This is a genomic window from Tenggerimyces flavus (assembly GCF_016907715.1).
GTDB lineage: Bacteria > Actinomycetota > Actinomycetes > Propionibacteriales > Actinopolymorphaceae > Tenggerimyces > Tenggerimyces flavus.
The window spans coordinates 7115453-7132886 of the sequence record NZ_JAFBCM010000001.1 but is presented as its reverse complement, the minus strand read 5'-3'; the positions used below and the strand labels follow the sequence as shown (position 1 = coordinate 7132886).

Sequence of the window (17434 nt, the reverse complement as noted above, 5' to 3'; positions counted from 1 at the left end):
GCCCATCTGGAAGACCTCGACGTGCCTGACGCTACCGTCGCCGGCCCTGACCTGACGACTTTCACTCGGCTGGACGAGCTCGGCCTCGAAGTCGTCGGCAGCGGCTCGAGTCTGATTGTGCGGTCCTGGCGTGTCGTGTCGTCGAGCCGGACCAGTGGTGCCGTCGATGCGGATGCGAAGGCTCGGCGAGGGACACGGTGATCCGGCGGTTGGCGCACGAGCCACTGGGCTGGCATCCCACGACGCTGGTGGTCACGGTCCGCCGGTACCGGTGTGGCGGGTGCGGGCACGTGTGGCGCCAAGACACCAGCCGGGTCGCCGAGCTGCGGGCGAAGCTGTCGCGCCGAGGTCTGCGGTGGGCGTTGGAAGGGATCGTATGTCAGCACCTGACCGTGGCTCGGGTCGCTCGGGTCGCTCGGGTCGCTCGGGTCGCGCGGGCTTGGCCGACGGCAAGCGTGTCCTGATCGACGACCCGGGCCGGTTCGATGGCGTGCGGGTGATCGGGGTCGACGAGCACGTCGGGAGGCACACTCGGCGTGGCGACAAGTACGTCACCGTGATCATCGACCTGACCGACATCCGCGAGGGCACCGGGCCAACACGGCTGCTGGACATGGTCGAGGGCCGCTCCAAGCAGTGGCTGACGGAACGCGAGACATCCTGGCGCGACGGGGTCGAGGTCGTCGCGATGGACGGCTTCACCGGGTTCAAGACCGCCACCGCCGAGGAACTGTCCGACGCCGTGGCGGTCATGGATCCTTTTCCACGTCGTCCGCTGGCTGGCGACGCATTGGACCAGTGCCGACGCCGGGTGCAGCAAGACACCCACGGGCACCGGGGCCCCGTGGCGCGGCGCCCCTCGTCTTGGCATGGGGGACTGGGGGCTCGGGACGCCGCTTCCCACTTCGGTCAAGCGGGAGTAATCTCGCGGGTCCTGGGGGAACATGTACAACGCTGAACAAGACGGCACGAGCAGCTGCTCACCAGGTGCGCCTGGGGCGGCTGTCCGTGTGGGTCGCGTCCATCGCCCAGTCTCCGCCGGCGGGTCCCCCACCCCCGTTCCTGCCGTCGGAGCGACCCTGACACGGGCGTAGACGCGACCATAGTGAGGCGACCCCCATCACATCCCCCCTGAGCGATGGGGGTCGCTTCCCGATCATCGCAGCACAAGGGAGCGCCCGTTAAGCGATTCGCGTAACGGGCGCTCGTTGCCGCCGTCCGGTTTCCCGGCCGGTCGGGCGGCCGGCTCATGCTACTCGTACGGCAGGGAATGCCTGAGCTTGCTGTCGACCATAGTCACGTAAGTCGGCTGCCGCTTCGCACCAAGCAAGACCCCGAGCCACGGCCAGCGCGCCTCGATCAGGCGCAAGGCCGTGTGGTACGTCACGGTGTCAACCCGGTACGCCGACGATCAGACCGGTAGCCGACTCGTTGTCGAGGATCAGCCCGAGCTTCGACCCCAGATAGGCGGGCACGGCGCCTCCAGCCGCACGATCACCTTCTACACAGCGAGAACGGCGTCAACTGGGCAACCCTTGGCATCCAGGTCGTACGGACCGGCACGACATCGATCTTCGCCGGCACCAGCACCCTGAGGTAGGCAGCCGCGGCGACAGCGGCGGCTACTGCCTGGTCAGGAACATCCACGGCACCCTGGTCACCCGGCATGCGAACCATGGTCCGCATGTAACCGCGGGAGCCCGCCACCGTCAGGTAGACATGGTGTGAACGCCAGATGCGGCGGGGGGAAGGCTGTCGTAGGGATGACGGCGGCCGCCGGCGGATACGTCGGCCCGAGTGGGTCGCTAGGCGCGGAGGTCAAACGCACCAGTGCTGTGGGAGCCGACCGCATCCCGTCATCGGCCGGCTTCCCTGCACATCGTCGGCACGCTCTTCCCCGGTCGACGCCGTCAGCCTGCCGAACGTATCCGCGGACCGCAGCACGAGTGCCGCGTGGTCGAGAAGCTGGGCGAGATCGCGGCTCGCGGTGCTTCTTGGTCCGTCGACTCACGCATAGCGATCAGCTCGCGCAGCGCCGAGGGATGCGCGGGCGACCTCGGTTCGAGCGTTGGTCAGGGAGGCAATCAGCTACTGCCGCTGATGGACTGCCTCTTTCGCGCTCCTGTACCGCTCCGCACCGCGGGCGTTTGTCGAGGAGGACCGAGGGCACCGTGGCCGTGAAGAAGGTCGACGGAGGATGACCCTGGCACTGGAGGTTCTGGAATGGCTCGCGACGAGAACATTGCAGCCGCCGAGCGGCTCGGGGCGGCGATCAACGCGCATGATCTCGACGGCATCGAGAACGGTTTCGCGGAGGATGCCCTGGACCATGATCCGGGACCCGACCAGTCGCCCGGAGCGAACGGCTTCCGCGCGTTCTTTGCCACCATGTTCGAAGCGTTCCCGGACCTGCGCATCGACACCGAGTCAGTGGTCGCCGACGGGGAGCAGGTGGCCATCGCGTACACACTGACCGGGACTCACGCTGGTGACTTTCATGGCGTGCCCGCGACTAGCCAGGGCGTCCAGGTCCGCGGGGTGCAGATCGCTCGCTACCACCAGGGACAGATCGTGGAGCGGTGGGGGAGCACAGACGAGCTCGGCTTGCTCACCAACTTGGCTATGGTCCACCGGACGACGAGGTCGACTGAGAGGACGGAAGCCTGCCGCCGGCCGACCCCTCAGCCCTGGGCGAGAACCGGGACGGGCCGAGATACCCGAGTCGACGTCCGGCCGCTTCGGGTCGTGCTGCTGGACAGAACGCGCAGTGGCAAAGCGTGGACCCGACAGCGCGGACGGATGCGGTGGCGTGCGTCCAGCCGGCAGATCGCTGAGCAGCGTGGCCTGGCCAACTCCACCGTCCGCAAACCTCTCCCGCGCGGAGGCCGCTGGGCGTGGGCGTGGCAGGGAGCGTTGGGCTCCGTGTCGTCGTCCAGGTCCCGGGGGACTCGCAGTCCTCTGAACCACCTTCCTGATCAGTTCAGGATCGTGCTCGATCCAGCAGGATCCTGAGGCCTGACCAGTCGGCGATGTAGGAGGGCCACCAGACGAGGGCGAGCTCATCGAACTGTCGGCTGGCGCCGTCGACCACTTCGAGAATGCTGTCCAGGCCGTTGTCTTGGCAGTGAACGAGGCTGAGGGCGCGGCCGGCCACCTCGTTCCACGGACCCCCGGAACCGGTGGATCGTCGTGCCCGCCTCGCGATCGCGAAGCGCCATGGCCATGGTCTGGCAGCGCCGTGGCAGCTCAAAAACGACATGGCCGCCGATCAGCAGATCGCGCCTGGCGGCCTTCGCCGCGGCCTGCGCTGCGAGGAATCGGAGCTCGTTGACCGCCTCCGGTATGTCCGGCATCGAGGCGGGATCGGGGGACCGTACGCCCCTGCGCCTGGATCCTACGGCGCGCGGTACCGGGGATGGCGGCCTCGTTCGGCACGGCGACAGGTCGACCTCGTGGTCGGTCACCAGGGCCACGTCGAGATCGCTCAACCGATCGAGGTCGTTGCCGGCTGCGGACCCGAGCGCCCACACAGAGCTGACCCCGTCCTCGGCTGCCGTGGCGTCGGCGATCGCCTCCAGCGCGGCATCCTGCGAGGTTGACTTCATCATCTCCGCCCAGTAACTCAGCTGATCGATCGCAACGAGACGACACCGGGAAGATCGCGGCCTGCTCAGAGGGACCGGACACGTGCGCGCGAGACGCAGGCTCAGTTGGTCGGCGGAGTTGCCAGCTTCCGCTCGATCCAGTCGATGCCGAACCTCACGACAGCAGCGGCGTCGAAAAGGTAGCTCTCGGCGGCGCCGACCATTTCCCGGATGCCCACTCCAGAGGCGAACAGGTCTTCGCCGATGACGGCGAATGGCCATCGGCCCTTCGGTACCACGTCCGAGTAGTCGAAGGCGCCCTCGGAGGTGTCGACGTCACGGAACCGCTTCCACACGCGTCCACCATCGACGAGGAGCGGCAGCTCGTACGTGACGAACCGCTTCCCCGGCGCGACGGCAAGCGCCTAGGCGTGGTGGAGGAGCGTGATGCTGTCGAGCGGAGCGCCCAGCAGGAGGACCTTTCCCTTCCGCTCGACGAGCCGAGCCAAGGGGCTGTCGGGACCATGGGGGTCGTCCCAGGGATGATCCCTCATGAGGTCGTCCGCAGCCGCGCCCAGCGCTGCGAAACTTGCGTCAGGGTGGCGACTCCGGACGGCGCCCGGCCACCGGCGCAGAGCCTCCGGGAGACGGCCGTAGCTGTGGTCCGCCTCGCTCGTCGCGGGGTCGAACGCCGGATGCTCGGCGCGTACCGCGCTCTGCCAAGCGAAAGGCCAGTCGGCGAACTCGTACGGCAAGGCGTCGTTCCACCCGCAGGTGACCATGAGGGTCCCACTGTCGCCGACGACGTCGCGCAGTGCGTCGATGACCGTTCGGGTCCCGCCCGCCACGTAGCCCGATGGCCGACATCTGGGTGTGGACCATGACCACGTCGCCGTCGGCAAGCCCGAGCGCTCCGAGGTCTTGAGCGAGCCGGCTGCGAGTGACCGAGCCATCGGAGCGAGCGAGCAGTTCTCTCTCGTCCATGGGATGAATCTAGCCAGAGCTCATGTCGAGCACCGGCTAGAACCCGGCCGCGTGACGCTCGACGTGGTCGACGAACGTACGCGGCTGGCGGCCCGTCGCCCGCTCGAGGTCGAGGTCGAGGTGACGAACGCTCGCTCACCAGCCTTGACAAGCGAGTAGAACTCGAGCAGATCCTCGACCAGCGTCGGCGGGACGCTGTCCCGGAGCGTGGCCTGCCTGGCTGCGTCCTCGCTGACGTCGACGTAGCGGATCGTCTTTCCCACGGACTCCGCGTGCCGTTCGGCCTGTTCGGCATGGGACAGCGCCTCGGGCCCGGTCAGAACGTACGGCGCGCCCTCGTGGCCATCGGTGGTCAGTGCCGCGACCGCGACTGCGGCGATGTCGTCGGGATCGACGCCGAGATCATGCCTTCGCCCGCTGGCGTGTAGAAGGCGCTCGGTACGGATCGACTCCAGACTCAGCAGCACGTTGGACATAAAGGCGATCGGCCGGAGGTGGGTCCACGCCAACCCAGAGCTCTCGATCCGTCGCTCGGTCTCGCGGTGGAGCCGCGCGATCGCGAAGTCCGGCTCCCGCCCCGGTCTGGGGCCGACAGGTACACGCGGTGGCCGACTCCAGCGCGTTTCGCGGCGTCCACCAGGTTGCCCTCGAGTAGAGCATCTCGGGGCCCTGTCCGTCGGAACCGCGAGGAAGAGGTGCCGTGTTCCTACGAGCGCCGCGTCCAACGCCTCGGGCCGTGCGTAGTCGCCGGTCGTGATCTCTTGCCCCGGCCCCAAAATCGTCAAAGCCTTGAGGGATTCCCGTGGAGCGGTTCATTACCTGGTCCAGATCGATGGCGGAATCTTCGACCGCTTTCGGCCCGGGGGCTCACTCGCGGCGCAAATCGTGCGCGCCCTGCGCTTTGCCGCGCGAGGTCGCCTCGCACTCGACCGCGGCTGCCGTCGACACGGATGTTGGCCGCGGACCTGGGCGTTGAGCGCGGCACGGTCGTCGAGGCCTATCGCCAGCTCGGGCGACTGGTCGCCCCGACCGCCGCCGCTCGTCCGGATCTCTTTGTGCCTCCCGGCTCGGCGCTGGCAGCCGGGGTTCCCACCGGCTTGCGCAGGTTAGGTCCGGTGGCACGCCATGGCAGTGTGAGTAACGGATGGCGGCTCGACGACGCTGACATAGTCAACAGGGGCAGCCGCCCGGGCCGGCACAGTTGAGCGGCTGTTCGTGTGGTCGCGTCTATAGGTCATCTTCGCCGGCGGGTCCCTCGACCCACTTGTTCCGGCCGGCGGAGGGCCTGACCGTTCTGGCCCTTCCCTCGTCTCAACGGGCCGGGGACGCGACAGCAGTAGGCGACCCCCATCGTGCTCGTCCCCCGTTTCGGTGGGGGTCGCTTCTTCGTCGGCACGGCAGCCGTCCGGATGCGGACAGCGGCCGTAACAGGACCCGGGTGCTGTCGTTGGACGTGCGCGATCCACGGGGGGAGGGGAGCGGTAGTCGCGGGTGTGCAAGGGAGGTAGCCGTGAGCGAGTCAGGCCCAGCGTCAGAACCGTCCTCACTTCGGGTGCACTCGCTGATCATGCGGACGCTGGCCATCCGGTTGTTTCCCACCGGCCAGATCAACTGGGATGTTGTCAAGGCAGCCATCCTGGCGGTCGAGCCGGTCGAACCGGCTCACGGGTACGCACCGGTCGGCCGAGCCGCGGTCGTGATGCGTGTGGACATCGAGCGAAACGCCACGGTTGTCGAACGCAGCCTGCGCGCCGCCGGCACCACCGTGCAGCGCGACCCGCTCTACAACCGGTTCGAGCCGGGCAGCCGCAGCGTGCGGCTGATCGTCAAGCCGGCGCCGGACAGCGGTGGGCACTGGCGGCGGGACTTTTAGCCAACGCAGACGGCCCCAGGCGGGGTGCGTGATGATCCTCGAGACCGCCGAGATGTCGCCGGACCAGATCGGCCGCGCGGCCCTGGCAATGACGTGCGCGGACAACCCGCACTACCTCGCCCGCCAGTTGACGATGGTCTTCGTCCTGACGCGCGTTCAGCGGATCGCCCTCGAGCGGCTCGCCGACCTGGAGCTTGAACGACGGAAGGCCGAACAGGTCTGACCGACAGCATGCCGGCCTTCTGGTTCCCACCCCGGCCGCGAGCTTGATTCAGACGGTCTGACACACGAACTCGGCGACCTGCATGGTTGACCATGGCATCATCTCCACCGACCCCGCCGTGGCACTTGGCTGCACCGCTCGACCGCAAAGAGGCGCCACCGGGGAAGGGCGGGCAGCGGTTCGACCGCCTACTTGATCTCAGCCACCAGCCGGATCCCTGTATGGCCAGGAGCGAACGGATCGTAGGACTCGTCACGCCGCACCACCGCACCGAGGGCGGCGAGTACCGTCTCGGCAACGACCGCGTTCCGGTCGCTGTCCACATGGATCACAATATGCCCCTCGCCCTCATCGTGTATGTCGAGGACCGCCGCGTCGACCGCGGGCCAATTGACCGCACCGTACGGGGATAGGCGCTCCCCGATCGCCGCCCGGACCATCGCCTGCGCCCGCCTCACCTCCTCGGGTTGGGCTACCTCGGGTTGGGCTATCTCTGTCGGCTCCATGCAACACCTCCTCAGGCCGCGTCAGTCCGGTACGGCGTGGTGAAACGGCCCATCCCACTGCGAGAACCACCGGTTCGTCAAGACTCGCGACAACCCGTGTCGGGCAGGCCCTGCGGCGGTGCCGGCGACCAGTCCACGGACGGCGGCTGACCGTGGCAGCTTCAGCGCGACCCAGCCGGGCGATCTAACCGGGATCCACCTGTCGGTGTTCGCGGCGTCGAGGGCATTTCGGGCCGGACCCACCCACCGTTGGGTCCTGGATGGAGTTGTTCGCGCGGGCCTTGTGTGGTGCCCGAGTGGAGGGGCTTCGATCCGGGAGCTTGGCGGCCAGGTCGGCCGTGACGTCCAGCTCGTCGGGGCGACGGTGGTCACTGTCTGCAGCAGCGCATACTGGGCTGGGTGAGGGAGTCGTCGCAGGAGCTGACCCGGCTGGTGGCCGCGTTGAGTCCCGAGCAGGCCGAACGCACCCTGATCGTGCTCGAGGCCGCCGCGGACTGGATCCTCACCGGCCGTGACACCGGTCCGGACTCGCATCCACCGGCCCTCGCCAGATCAACCCACCACACCGGCCACATCGATCGCTCGTCCGTCCCCCGCCGGCTGGAGCAGCTGATCTCAAAGGGGAAAGCGGAGCCCGCCAGGGGTGAACCGTGGGTCGAACCTGCACCCCTGTGGGCTCCACCGGCTCTCCAAGCCCCTTCGGCGAGGGCTACCGCCTCCAGAACAGCAACATCGACTTCCTCCACTCGGGTCCGGGCAACGTGATCAATCCCGCTCCGATCTACGACGGCTTCCGAGTCGGGCGGTTCAAGCGCTGCGAGGTACCGCGCCGCTGGCGTCGCTGTCGCAGGTGGTCTGGGATCGGCGAATCCAGTCCCCACCTATGGCGACTTCGCTCCCATCATCGGCCGCACCGGCCGTGCACCGGACACCCGGTGGATGGGCACCGGGACACGCATCCCGGGAACGGCGTACGTGACCGCGACGACCTTCAGCAACACGTCGTCCAGCGCGCCGGATCGCCCGGCGGCGTGTCGCACTGGTGGTACACCGAGGGCGGCGGCCGCGCCACAGACGAGTGGGCGGGCGGCCCGACCAAGGTCAACCGTTGATGTTCGTCCACGGAGTCGAGCAGCACGTCCTCGTGCGAGGCTACGACGACTCCGTTCGCCTTTGGACGTGGTCGCCCGATCTCTTGGGGAGCGTGGCCCCACCTCGACGACTGGGGAGCCGGCCGGGAACCGTGACCTCCGAGCCCGTCGGATATGCCGTGGGGCAACAGCAGCAGGCGTTCTATCGTTCCGCGAACGGCGGGCTGGGGCACCGCTTCGTCAGCAGGCCGGGGCGGCGCCGATCGTGGAGACTGGGGCGGCAGTCTCGCAGGGCGCCCGGCCCATCGCGTACGTCTATGGCGACCAGCAACACGTCCCGCCCGCGCCCGGATGCAGGGGCACAGCCTGCTGCCGCTGTTGCGCGGCGAACGACCGGACGACTGGCGGGCGTCGGTGTACTACCGCTACTGGGAGCATCTCGACACGTCGCACCACGTCTGCTCGCACTACGGCGTACGGACCAAGGAGCACAAGCTCGTCTACTACTACGGCTCCGGCCTCGGCCAGGCGGGCGCGTCGTCGGAGTCGCGGCCGCCCGAGTGGGAGCTGTTCGATCTCGTGCGGGATCCGCGCGAACTCCACAGCAGGTATGACGATCCGGCGTACGCGACTGTGGTGAAGGAGCTCACCGAGGAGCTCGCCCGCGTCCAGGCCGAGGTGGGCGACGTACCCGCCTAGGACGCGAGATCGACGCGCATCAACGGTACTTCGCGCCCGGGGATGGAGCCCGACGGCGCGCTGCCGACCCTGGTCGCACCCATCGCCTTGTAGAACGGCTCGGCGTTGGGGTCGGCGTCGATCGACAGGCTCGCGAAGCCCATCGCGCGAGCGAGCGCGGTGACGTGCCGGTAGAGGCGTTTGCCCAAGCCCTGACCGATGAACGCGGGATCGACGAACAGCGTGCCGAGCTCGCCGTCGGGCGGCGCGCCGTCGAGCGTGGCGACGGCCGCGAGCTCGTCGCCGGCGGTGGCGACGAACATCCGGCGCTGCTCGATGTCCTCCGGACGCACGGTGAGCTCTTCCCGGCAGGCGGCCATGAACGCGTCGTCGTAGCCCCAGTAGGCCTTCGACCTCATGACCAGCTCGGTCAGCTCCCCTGCCTCGTCCGGTCGGGCGGGGCGGAGGGTGATCCACTCGTCGCGGTGCAGGCGGTACTCGACCTCGCCGTGCTCGGTGCCGGGAAGGGGGTCCGGCCAGTCGAGGTGGATCGTCCGGTCGTGGCGTAGGCCGATCTTCTCCATGACGTTGCGGGATCCCTTGTTGACCGCCATCGTCGACGCGACGACCTCGGTGGCGCCGAGGGTGAGGAATGCCCAACGGAGCAAGGCCTTCGCGCCTTCGGTCGCGTAGCCCTTGCCCCACGCGGCTCGGCTGAGGCGGTAGCCGATCGAGACGACGGTGGGGTCGTCCGAGCTGGCCCAGAACTCCATCGGACCGTCGTCGGGCGTCCTGGCGTGCGTCGAGAACCAGCCGACGAACGTTCCGTCCACGGTCTCCGCCGCCCATCGCCCGAGGCCGTTCTCGTTCTGGTCGGCGATCAGCTCTGGCAGCGCCCGTTCCTCGATCTCGGCCCGCGGCTGCGGACCGCCGTCGAGGAAGCGCATGACTTCGGCGTCACCGTTGAGCTGCTCGACGTTGTCGAGATCGGCATTGGTGAACCGCCGGAACGTCAGCCGCTCGGTGTCGGGGAGCCTGCTCATGCGCCCGAGCCTGTCGCATCGCGGCTGGGCGCCGCAAACGGATTCAGCGTCGCCGGATGGTCGCGATCGTGAACGGGGACGTGATCAGGAAGGCGGCCGGATCCTCGTTCACCGTCTCGAGCACCTCCGTCATCCGGCGCCGGATCCGTCCGGCCACCTCGGGCCGCTGCGCGTCGGGGACCGCCGCCAGCCCGGTCAGCGCGGACGGATGTGTTCGCCCGCGGCGTGAACGGCTCGCTCGAGCATTGGTTCTACGTGCCCTGCATGGCCTTCGTTCCGGCCAGCACCCAGTGGCATCCACCGGGAACGGTCACGTCCGAGCTCGCCGGCTACGCCGTCGGCGACTAGTGTGCTCCGTCTGAAATTCGTTGGATATATCGGGCGAGGGAGTTGAGGATCTCGTCGGCGGTCTTGGTCCAGACGAATGGTTTCGGGTCGTTGTTCCAGTTCTTGACCCAGGTGCGGACGTCTTTCTCGAGTGCGTGGACGCTCTTGTGGACGCCGCGGCGGAGCAGTTGTGTGGTGAGGTAGGCGAACCAGCGTTCGACTTGGTTGAGCCAGGACGATCCGGTGGGGGTGAAGTGCATGTGGAACCGCGGGTGCTTGGCGAGCCAGTCGCGGATGGCCGGGGTCTTGTGGGTGGACAGGTTGTCGCACACGACGTGGATGTCGAGTTCGGTCGGGACGGCCTTGTCGATCGCGACGAGGAACGTCTTGAACTCGATCGCGCGGCGGCGTCGATGGGTTTCGGTGAGGACGGTGCCATCGGCGATGTTGAACGCGGTAATCAACATGGCGAACAGGCTTGAGGCGCCGTGCCGGACGTAGTCGTGGCTGCGACGCTCGGGCATGCCGGGCATCATCGGCAGCACCGGCTGGGAGCGGTCCAGTGCTTGCATGCCGGACTTCTCATCGACACACAACACGATCGCCTTGTCCGGCGGATGGCGATACAGGCCGACCACGTCGACGACCTTCTCCACGAACAGCGGGTCGGTAGAGAGCTTGAACCCGTCGGTTCGATGCGGCTTCAGCTCGAACCGGCGCCAGATCCGCCCAACCGTCGACGGCGACAACCCACTGCGGGTGGCCATCGACGTCCGCGACCAGTGCGTTGCGTTCGGCGGCGCCTGCTCCAACGTCGCGGTCAACACCTGTTCCACCTGGTCCAACAGGATCGACGGTGGACGACCCGGCCGCGGCTCGTCCACCAGTCCCTCCAGCCGCCGGTCCACAAACCGCCGCCGCCACTTGTTCACCGTGTTCCCCGACACCCCCAGATCGGCCGCCACCTGCGTGTTCATTGCTCCCGGCACCGCACAGGCCAACACGATCCTCGACCGCAACGCCAACGCCTGAGACGACTTCGCCCGCCGCGACCACCGCACCAACTGCGCACGCTCGTCATCGGTCAACACCAACACAGCCTTCGGCCGACCAGTCCTCGCCACGAACCCATCGTAGACTTACCCAACGAATTTCAGGCGGAGGACACTAGCAGCATGTGTTCTACGGACGGCGAGCGGCTCCCTGGGACTCTCGCTCTGGGACCGCTCGGTCGGACGACTCGGTCACGAGGACTGGGAAGGCACGATCCCACCCGGGTAGCCGGGAGCGGACGGTTCGCATAGGAGTGAACCGTTGGCTCTCGCCTGGAACGTACGGAGTCATCAGGTGAATAGCGTGAGCTACCGCCGAGCAAGCCAGTGCGTAATGATCGGCGTTGATTTCGGCCTGACCGAATCCTTGCGGGCAAAGCCGCGTTCCCCAAGCATGGCTGGGGTGATACGGGTAAGGATGAGCGCGGCCGACGTGGAGCAGGCGCGGCGACGTCGCCCATGGCGGAAGTGGTCGAGAGCCCGTGCACCCTGGCGTCCGGGACGGTTCCGGCCGTCCACCAGTCCTGGTTCGAATCGATCCGTGCCGACCTCCGGAGCCTCGACTTCGCACTCCTGCGGAACCTGGTGTCCGCTCGGCGACGCTTGCCGAGTGTCTTCTTCGGCGGGGCCATCGGAACCGAGGTCTCATTCAGCGCGCAGCTGGACCATCTGCGCAGCCAACCCGTCGACGGCCTGCTGCGCGACGTGAACGCGAGGTGGGGCGAGAACCTCCCCAGAGCGTCCGCGTTGCTCGCTTCGAAGGAGAAGGCGATGCCGCGACTCGCGGACGAGCTGTGGCGGTACTAGACGGTCGCCATCGAGCCGCATTGGGGGACCATCCAGGAGATCTTGGAGGACGACGTCGAGTTTCGCGGCGCTGATGAGAGACGCATCGTCGTGGTGGGGTTGCTGGGGCCGACCGGCAGGCGCCGGGGGATCCGTTGCGGGTCGAAGTTCTTCGCTCGTCGCCCGAGTGGGCGGAGCAGTCGGGCCTGGTGCTGCTGCCGTCGGCGTTCGTCTGGCCGAACTTCGCGTTCGACTGTGACGACCGGCGACCGGCGAGGCTCGTCTACCCGGCGCGTGGGCTGCGGAGGATGTGGAACCTGAAGACTTCATCCCGCCGAGGCGCAACGCCCTGCTCTGCCTGCTGGTGGCTCAACAACTACTGATGTGCTTGCCGCCAGGCGTCGAGTAGCGCCTGCTCCTTGACGGGTGCGAGCCCGATCTCGTCCCGACGCCCGTGCCGCATGAGTTCGTGGTTCCCGAGCCAGGTCCAGGTGTCGGCGATAGTCTCGTCGAGTGGCCGACATCGGAGGCCGGCCTCCCATGCTCGATCGGAGCGAACGTTCCAGGCCCCCGTGGCGGTTCGCCACAGTGGAATCTCAGCCCACTGGCGTACTTGCTGGCGTTCTAGCCAGGCGTCGTCTACCCAGACAAGCTCGGCTTCCCCGCGGGTGCGGACGCGACATTCTTCGAGCATCGCGCCGTAGGTGGCTTGCTCCAACTGTGCTGTGACGTTCATCGTCCCGCTGAGGGACGTAACGATGCAATCAAGGGCGAACTCGGCTAGGTCCCGCACATCGACAGGTTGGATGGTGCGCCCTGGGTTACCCGCCGCGAAGACTCGGCCGCCCTTGGCCATGGGGCGCAAGAGCCAGGGCAGTCTCCCGACATACTCGTACGGGCCCCAGCAGGACGCCAGGTCGCAGGATCCAGACCCGTTCGGGATCCACATGCATACCGACGGCGCGTTCACATCCGGCCTTGAAAGCTCCGTACGTCCGCCGCGCCGGCCAGGCCGGAGATCGCCAACAGGGGCCTGCGCTGGCTGAGCCGTCGGATGTCCACGATACGGCTCCGGTCACCCCTCACGGTGGTGATCCCCGGCCACGTCAGACCCGCCGCGGCCACGATTGAACGCGGTCACGTCCCAACCGCGAGCCAATGCGCTCACAGATCCATCGCCCAAGGAACCAGGTGCCCCCCAAGACCAGCAGTCTCACGGCGCCATTCTGCCTCGCGGCCGCCCGCTGCTTCACGATCGTCTGCCTTCGGCCTGGAGCCGACATGCCCTTGTCGTCGGATCGGTCGCGTCGACAAGCTCTACGCTGGCCGCCCTCCAGCGTCAACGCCGCCCGCAGTCGGTTCGACCCGGAGTCGCTGCCCACACGAGTTCTACGACGCAGCGATAGCTATCCGACGGATGGCGCCTACGCCGGCTGCTAGCCAACGAAGTTGCGCCCCACTTCTATCCGCGAGAATGGGTGGATGGCCGTTGGGCGTTTGCGCGTGGATGGGTTCACCCGCTCCGAACTGGGTGCAGATGGTTTGACGGAGCTATCTCGCAACTTGTGGAGCGGAGCCTGCCAGTCATGCGGTGAACCGATCGGCGTCGACAGTCCGGCCTTGGTCGTCAGCGACGAAGGACATCAGGTGATAGCCAGCCTGCACCATCCGCGTTGCGAGCAGCCGCAGTGGTCCACGCTGAGGGTGCGGTCCACCCGCCAGCGTACGATGCAGACGACGAGCGCCCGACTGATCATGGTTCCTTTCGGCGACCCGGCCACCGCGGAACTCTGGCCGGTTCTCGTGGTAAATCCAAGTCTTGAGGAGGTAGCTCTCACCTGTGGTCCCGACGGCCGCTACAAGGCCATGACTGTCGATCGCTACCGAACCTTCGGCCTGAAGCCGCCGCCGTTCCAGCCAACCGTGAACTCCACCGGGCTGGTCACGTCGTGGCTTTCAGACGAGCGCCTGGTCGTTCGCTGTGGCGATCGTGTTTGGGTGTGCCCGCTGGACCCGGCCGATCGACGTATCGCGGATCGGATTCGACGTTGCCGGGGCGTCGTTCTCGGAGTGTCTACTGCGGTCGAACCAACCATGTTCGAGAACCCCGAGCCGCTGAAGCGAGTCCTGCGTTCAGGTGAGATCGGTCTGACACTCGCCGAGCTGGATCCGTCCGAGCCGCCAGCTGGCGTGACGGCGCACGGTGTAATTGCTGATCCCCACTCGGTCGACGAGGTGGACTGGCTACCGGAGTTCGTACCGTTCGGCGGGGTCACCTACGATTCGGCGACCGGCAGGTTCGAGATCGGCGTAGGCATGGACGGGCCCGCCTATTGGCAACTCCACACTCCCGGGGTCCGTGTAGAGAACGGTCTGATCGCCGGCCCGCGGGGCATCGGAAAGACCATGAACCTGCGGGTGATCGCCGTCGAGGCGATCGCTTCGACGGTCTTCCATTGCATCGTGGCGGATCCCCTCGACGGAGGCCTGGCCGACACCTTCGCCTCCGCTGCCGAGGTCACAAGCTCAGGAACTGCCACTGCGAACCTGCTTGAAGCCTGGGCGGACGAGGTTGATCGTCGGAACTCGCTACCGTCGTTTCGCATCGAGCCGGCCAGCGACGTGACCCAGGGGCGTCCCGGAATCGTGTTTCTGGTCGACGATGCAGGAGCAGTTCTTGCGGATATTCGCGTAGCACGGGCCGCGGAGCGGATCGCCAAGGCCGGGCCGGGGGTGGGGATTGGTCTCGTCCTTGTGGTCGGGTCTGTCCGGCAGGTTGCCGACAGCGGTGCGGATGGCCTGCTCGCGGAGTTGACCCGCGTTAATGTTCTACTCATGAGCCAGGAGGAAGTTGCTCTCCTGGGCGAGCTGCGGAAAGCGACGGGCGGGTCATGATCTACGGGTTAGAGAAGATTTCGTGGGTGCCGATCCGACGCCAGATCACGTGAGGGACGCCGGGGTGGGGACCGCGTCCGAACTCGAAGGTGGCACGACCATCGGGCGCCCAGGTCATCTCCCACACTCCCGCAGTTCCCTGGACCCGCTTGACCCGGAGTCGAGGGGTGAACTGGCCTGTTCCAAGCTCGGCGATGAAGTCCCCTACCGCGCTTGCGAACTGGACGCGCTGCTCCGCAGTGAGCTTGCGGTGTTCCCGGGCGAACCGAGGCGAGATTTCGTACGTCGGCATCCTAAGATTTGTCCGGATCGTGCAGGTATGCGAGGAACTCCTCGTCGGACTCGAAGAAGCGGGTACGGCCCGCAGCGATGTCTGCGCTCGCCTCCCGCTCGCCAGCCTGCCATTCCTCGGTCCAGAACCAGCGTTGATCGGTCGGGATAGTCGTCATCGCACGCAACTTCACGTCCCCATCCGGGGTGACCGTGAACTCGACAACGTCGCCTTGCTCCAGGTGGAGAGCGTCGCGCACTTCGCGAGGGAGCGTGATCTGACTCTTACTGCGCACTTGTGCTCGACCGACAACCCCCTCGTCGTCCCCCTCGGAAGTCTGAGGGTGATCCGTGTTCATGCTGGGGCTACTCCATATCGTCCGGCCAGCCGTCCATGCAGCCGTCAAGCTCTATCATGACCTGAGGTGTCGGAAATTCCAACTGTTGGAAGGTCTGTCGATGCGGAGGACGGTGTGCTGTGGGCAAGGCGAAGCGCATCCGCCAGCTACGAGCGAGGTTCAACTCCCACGCGCCGAGGGTGCCTGACGACTATCCGTTCGAGGTGGACCAGCGCACTGCCCGCGAGCTCGGCGCGAGCGGACTCGAGGAGCTGGCCGCGAACCTTTGGCCACGCGACTGTCAGACCTGCGGGTGGGAGCAGGGATCCGAACGACCCACGGTGCAAGTCATGGACTTCTCACCTGCAGGGTTCGCCGCCGCCTCACTCCACCACCAGCGGTGCCAGCCAGCTGAGTGGACCGCGAGTCTCCGCCTCACCAACGCACCACTCGTGTCGTACTTCACCGTCTGTAGCCTGCTGCCCGGAACAAGGCAGCACGGCCAGCGCGACGACCGTCCCGTCCTGCTAGTTAACCCCACGGTCGAGCATGTGATGCTCCGGCGCCAAAGCAACAAGTGGATGGTCGATTCGACCAGCTATGTCAAATTCGGCCTGAAGGTCCCTAGCGACGGCTACATGAGCGTCGAGCCGGTACCCGCCATCACAGCCGACCTTGACGATCACACTATCAACGTACGCATTCGCGATACGCCGATCCATTGGCAAGCCGAGTGTCCCGACCTGGTCGCTGATCGTGTGCGCCAGCTGCAGGGCATCATCCTCGCCGTCTCCAACGCACTTCCTCCCGACGAGATCCCCACCCTCCAGGACATCGACCGACTGACGCGCGCCGGACGCGTAGCGACCGGCTGGATAAGCACCGAGCCCCAGGCTGGGTTCTCACCTGAAGGATCCCTTGCGACGAAGGAAGAAAGCGGATTAGCCGATCGCAGAAACGATCCGGCCTACAGGGCCCAGCTTAGTCGCAAGATTCACGATCAGACACAGGTCGAGTACACCGTCAGCAAGGAGATCACCGAGTTCGTTGGCACGGATGCGGTACAGCTGGCCATGGTCAACCTATGGCCGGTGTCGTGTCAGACGTGTGGCGACCCGATCGGCGCCAAAGCCGACGTCACCGCTACCGGCCTTGATGGCCCCAAGAAGGTTCTGTTCAGCTTGCATCACTCCGTGTGCCGATCGTCCGGCCTTGCCGGCATCGGCAGCTCGATGTCGTTGCCCACCTACCAAGCCACCGGGATGACAGTGGGGCCATCCAACGATGCTCTAATGCTAGTGGCGGTTAACCCCTCTTGCGAGCAAGTTCTCATCGCCCGCGGCCGCGGTGGCTGCCGCAACGCCACCCTCGACCCCTTTGCCGACGTCGGGTTCGACAAAGGTGTCGACTCAGTACCCCCGGCTGTGGCCAACACCTACGTTGAACTCACCTCCGACGGTTTCACGATCTCGACACCAGTCGCGGCCGGCGACCACAACATCGTGAACGGCGTCTGGAACGTCGAGGCCTCACCCGAACACCGCGCGGCCATCGAGCGCACAGGCGGCCTTGGTCTTGCGCTGCTCACCAAGGCACTCCCGATCAAGTTTGACGTCGACCAGCTGCGCCAGGCCTTCTCTGATCCCGAGGCCCGCCGTGCCTGGGTACGGCCATGGTCCCCACCAGACCACGGTGGTTCTGCCGGCGATCAAACCAGGACGACCACCGAGCAGCGGGCGGGCAACCCAATACAGGGCCTATTCAGGCGCCTCTTTCGCTAGTGC

General features: G+C 66.9%; 15 protein-coding genes and 2 pseudogenes. 9 read left to right on the top strand and 8 right to left on the bottom strand.

What is annotated here, in order from left to right; all coding sequences use genetic code 11:
- Positions 1 to 21 precede the first annotated feature (21 nt).
- Positions 22 to 841: pseudogene (locus JOD67_RS33220) on the top strand (transposase); the annotation flags it as partial.
- Positions 842 to 1494: 653 nt separating this feature from the next.
- On the opposite strand, the gene JOD67_RS33215 reads toward JOD67_RS33220, so the two are convergent.
- Positions 1495 to 1668 carry a hypothetical protein gene (locus tag JOD67_RS33215; RefSeq protein WP_205121642.1) on the bottom strand — a complete coding sequence of 58 codons (174 nt, stop codon included), beginning with the start codon at positions 1666 to 1668 and terminating at the stop codon, positions 1495 to 1497.
- Positions 1669 to 2223: 555 nt separating this feature from the next.
- Here JOD67_RS33215 and JOD67_RS33210 point away from each other — a divergent pair.
- Positions 2224 to 3012 carry an ester cyclase gene (locus JOD67_RS33210; protein WP_205121641.1) on the top strand — a complete coding sequence of 263 codons (789 nt, stop codon included), beginning with the start codon at positions 2224 to 2226 and terminating at the stop codon, positions 3010 to 3012.
- Between the two features lie 694 nt (positions 3013 to 3706).
- Here the strand turns inward: JOD67_RS33210 and aac(3) are convergent.
- Positions 3707 to 4568 (bottom strand): annotated as a pseudogene (gene aac(3), locus JOD67_RS40650) (aminoglycoside 3-N-acetyltransferase).
- Between the two features lie 20 nt (positions 4569 to 4588).
- Entirely contained in the window at positions 4589 to 5044 is a 456-nt protein-coding gene (locus JOD67_RS33195; RefSeq protein WP_205121639.1) for a Rossmann-fold NAD(P)-binding domain-containing protein, read from the bottom strand.
- A gap of 1034 nt (positions 5045 to 6078) precedes the next feature.
- On the opposite strand from JOD67_RS33195, the gene JOD67_RS33190 reads away from it, so the two are divergent.
- A complete protein-coding gene (locus JOD67_RS33190; protein WP_205121638.1) occupies positions 6079 to 6441 on the top strand; it encodes a hypothetical protein in 363 nt (120 codons plus the stop codon).
- Positions 6442 to 6469: 28 nt separating this feature from the next.
- Positions 6470 to 6664, top strand: coding sequence for a hypothetical protein (locus JOD67_RS33185; RefSeq protein WP_205121637.1), 195 nt, complete (start codon positions 6470 to 6472; stop codon positions 6662 to 6664).
- Between the two features lie 188 nt (positions 6665 to 6852).
- Here the strand turns inward: JOD67_RS33185 and JOD67_RS33180 are convergent, their stop codons facing one another.
- Both JOD67_RS33180 and JOD67_RS33175 read right to left on the bottom strand, forming a co-directional pair.
- On the bottom strand, positions 6853 to 7170 hold the full coding sequence (locus tag JOD67_RS33180) for a hypothetical protein (protein WP_205121636.1): 318 nt from the start codon (positions 7168 to 7170) through the stop codon (positions 6853 to 6855).
- 881 nt (positions 7171 to 8051) lie between these two features.
- Positions 8052 to 8210 (bottom strand): hypothetical protein, encoded by a 159-nt coding sequence (locus JOD67_RS33175; protein WP_205121635.1) that lies wholly within the window; start codon positions 8208 to 8210, stop codon positions 8052 to 8054.
- Positions 8211 to 8612: 402 nt separating this feature from the next.
- Here JOD67_RS33175 and JOD67_RS33170 point away from each other — a divergent pair, with 402 nt between their 5' ends.
- On the top strand, positions 8613 to 8960 hold the full coding sequence (locus JOD67_RS33170; RefSeq protein ID WP_239554150.1) for a sulfatase/phosphatase domain-containing protein: 348 nt from the start codon (positions 8613 to 8615) through the stop codon (positions 8958 to 8960).
- Here JOD67_RS33170 and JOD67_RS40645 read toward each other — a convergent pair.
- Entirely contained in the window at positions 8957 to 9982 is a 1026-nt protein-coding gene (locus JOD67_RS40645; protein ID WP_239554149.1) for a GNAT family N-acetyltransferase, read from the bottom strand. The genes JOD67_RS33170 and JOD67_RS40645 overlap by 4 nt on opposite strands.
- Before the next feature lie 210 nt (positions 9983 to 10192).
- On the opposite strand from JOD67_RS40645, the gene JOD67_RS33160 reads away from it, so the two are divergent.
- Positions 10193 to 10330: a hypothetical protein gene (locus tag JOD67_RS33160; RefSeq protein WP_307782646.1), complete on the top strand. Its 138-nt coding sequence runs from the start codon at positions 10193 to 10195 to the stop codon at positions 10328 to 10330.
- On the opposite strand, the gene JOD67_RS33155 is transcribed toward JOD67_RS33160, so the two are convergent.
- Complete coding sequence (locus JOD67_RS33155; protein WP_205121632.1) at positions 10327 to 11433, bottom strand: IS630 family transposase; 1107 nt, start codon at positions 11431 to 11433, stop codon at positions 10327 to 10329. The two genes, JOD67_RS33160 and JOD67_RS33155, sit on opposite strands and share 4 nt — an antisense overlap.
- Before the next feature lie 387 nt (positions 11434 to 11820).
- Here JOD67_RS33155 and JOD67_RS33150 point away from each other — a divergent pair, with 387 nt between their 5' ends.
- Together JOD67_RS33150 and JOD67_RS33145 are read left to right on the top strand one after the other, a co-directional pair.
- The gene (locus tag JOD67_RS33150; RefSeq protein ID WP_205121631.1) at positions 11821 to 12168 is read left to right on the top strand and encodes a hypothetical protein; all 348 of its coding nucleotides are present in this window, start codon (positions 11821 to 11823) and stop codon (positions 12166 to 12168) included.
- A 1461-nt stretch (positions 12169 to 13629) separates the two neighbouring features.
- A complete protein-coding gene (locus tag JOD67_RS33145; RefSeq protein WP_205121630.1) occupies positions 13630 to 15042 on the top strand; it encodes a hypothetical protein in 1413 nt (470 codons plus the stop codon).
- 293 nt (positions 15043 to 15335) lie between these two features.
- Here JOD67_RS33145 and JOD67_RS33140 read toward each other — a convergent pair whose 3' ends face one another.
- Positions 15336 to 15671: an AbrB/MazE/SpoVT family DNA-binding domain-containing protein gene (locus JOD67_RS33140; protein WP_205121629.1), complete on the bottom strand. Its 336-nt coding sequence runs from the start codon at positions 15669 to 15671 to the stop codon at positions 15336 to 15338.
- Between the two features lie 119 nt (positions 15672 to 15790).
- Here JOD67_RS33140 and JOD67_RS33135 point away from each other — a divergent pair, with 119 nt between their 5' ends.
- Positions 15791 to 17431, top strand: a complete 1641-nt coding sequence (locus JOD67_RS33135) for a hypothetical protein (protein WP_205121628.1) — start codon at positions 15791 to 15793, stop codon at positions 17429 to 17431.
- The last annotated feature ends 3 nt before the right edge of the window (positions 17432 to 17434 follow it).

Bases quoted from the DNA above. Each gene is read 5' to 3' on its own strand.
- JOD67_RS40645 (WP_239554149.1), bottom strand. From the start codon at position 9,982: ATGAGCAGGCTCCCCGACACCGAGCGGCTGACGTTCCGGCGGTTCACC.
- JOD67_RS33210 (WP_205121641.1), top strand. From the start codon at position 2,224: ATGGCTCGCGACGAGAACATTGCAGCCGCCGAGCGGCTCGGGGCGGCG.
- JOD67_RS33180 (WP_205121636.1), bottom strand. From the start codon at position 7,170: ATGGAGCCGACAGAGATAGCCCAACCCGAGGTAGCCCAACCCGAGGAG.
- JOD67_RS33170 (WP_239554150.1), top strand. From the start codon at position 8,613: ATGCAGGGGCACAGCCTGCTGCCGCTGTTGCGCGGCGAACGACCGGAC.
- JOD67_RS33150 (WP_205121631.1), top strand. From the start codon at position 11,821: ATGGCGGAAGTGGTCGAGAGCCCGTGCACCCTGGCGTCCGGGACGGTT.
- JOD67_RS33215 (WP_205121642.1), bottom strand. From the start codon at position 1,668: ATGCCGGGTGACCAGGGTGCCGTGGATGTTCCTGACCAGGCAGTAGCC.
- JOD67_RS33145 (WP_205121630.1), top strand. From the start codon at position 13,630: ATGGCCGTTGGGCGTTTGCGCGTGGATGGGTTCACCCGCTCCGAACTG.
- JOD67_RS33140 (WP_205121629.1), bottom strand. From the start codon at position 15,671: ATGAACACGGATCACCCTCAGACTTCCGAGGGGGACGACGAGGGGGTT.
- JOD67_RS33195 (WP_205121639.1), bottom strand. From the start codon at position 5,044: ATGTCCAACGTGCTGCTGAGTCTGGAGTCGATCCGTACCGAGCGCCTT.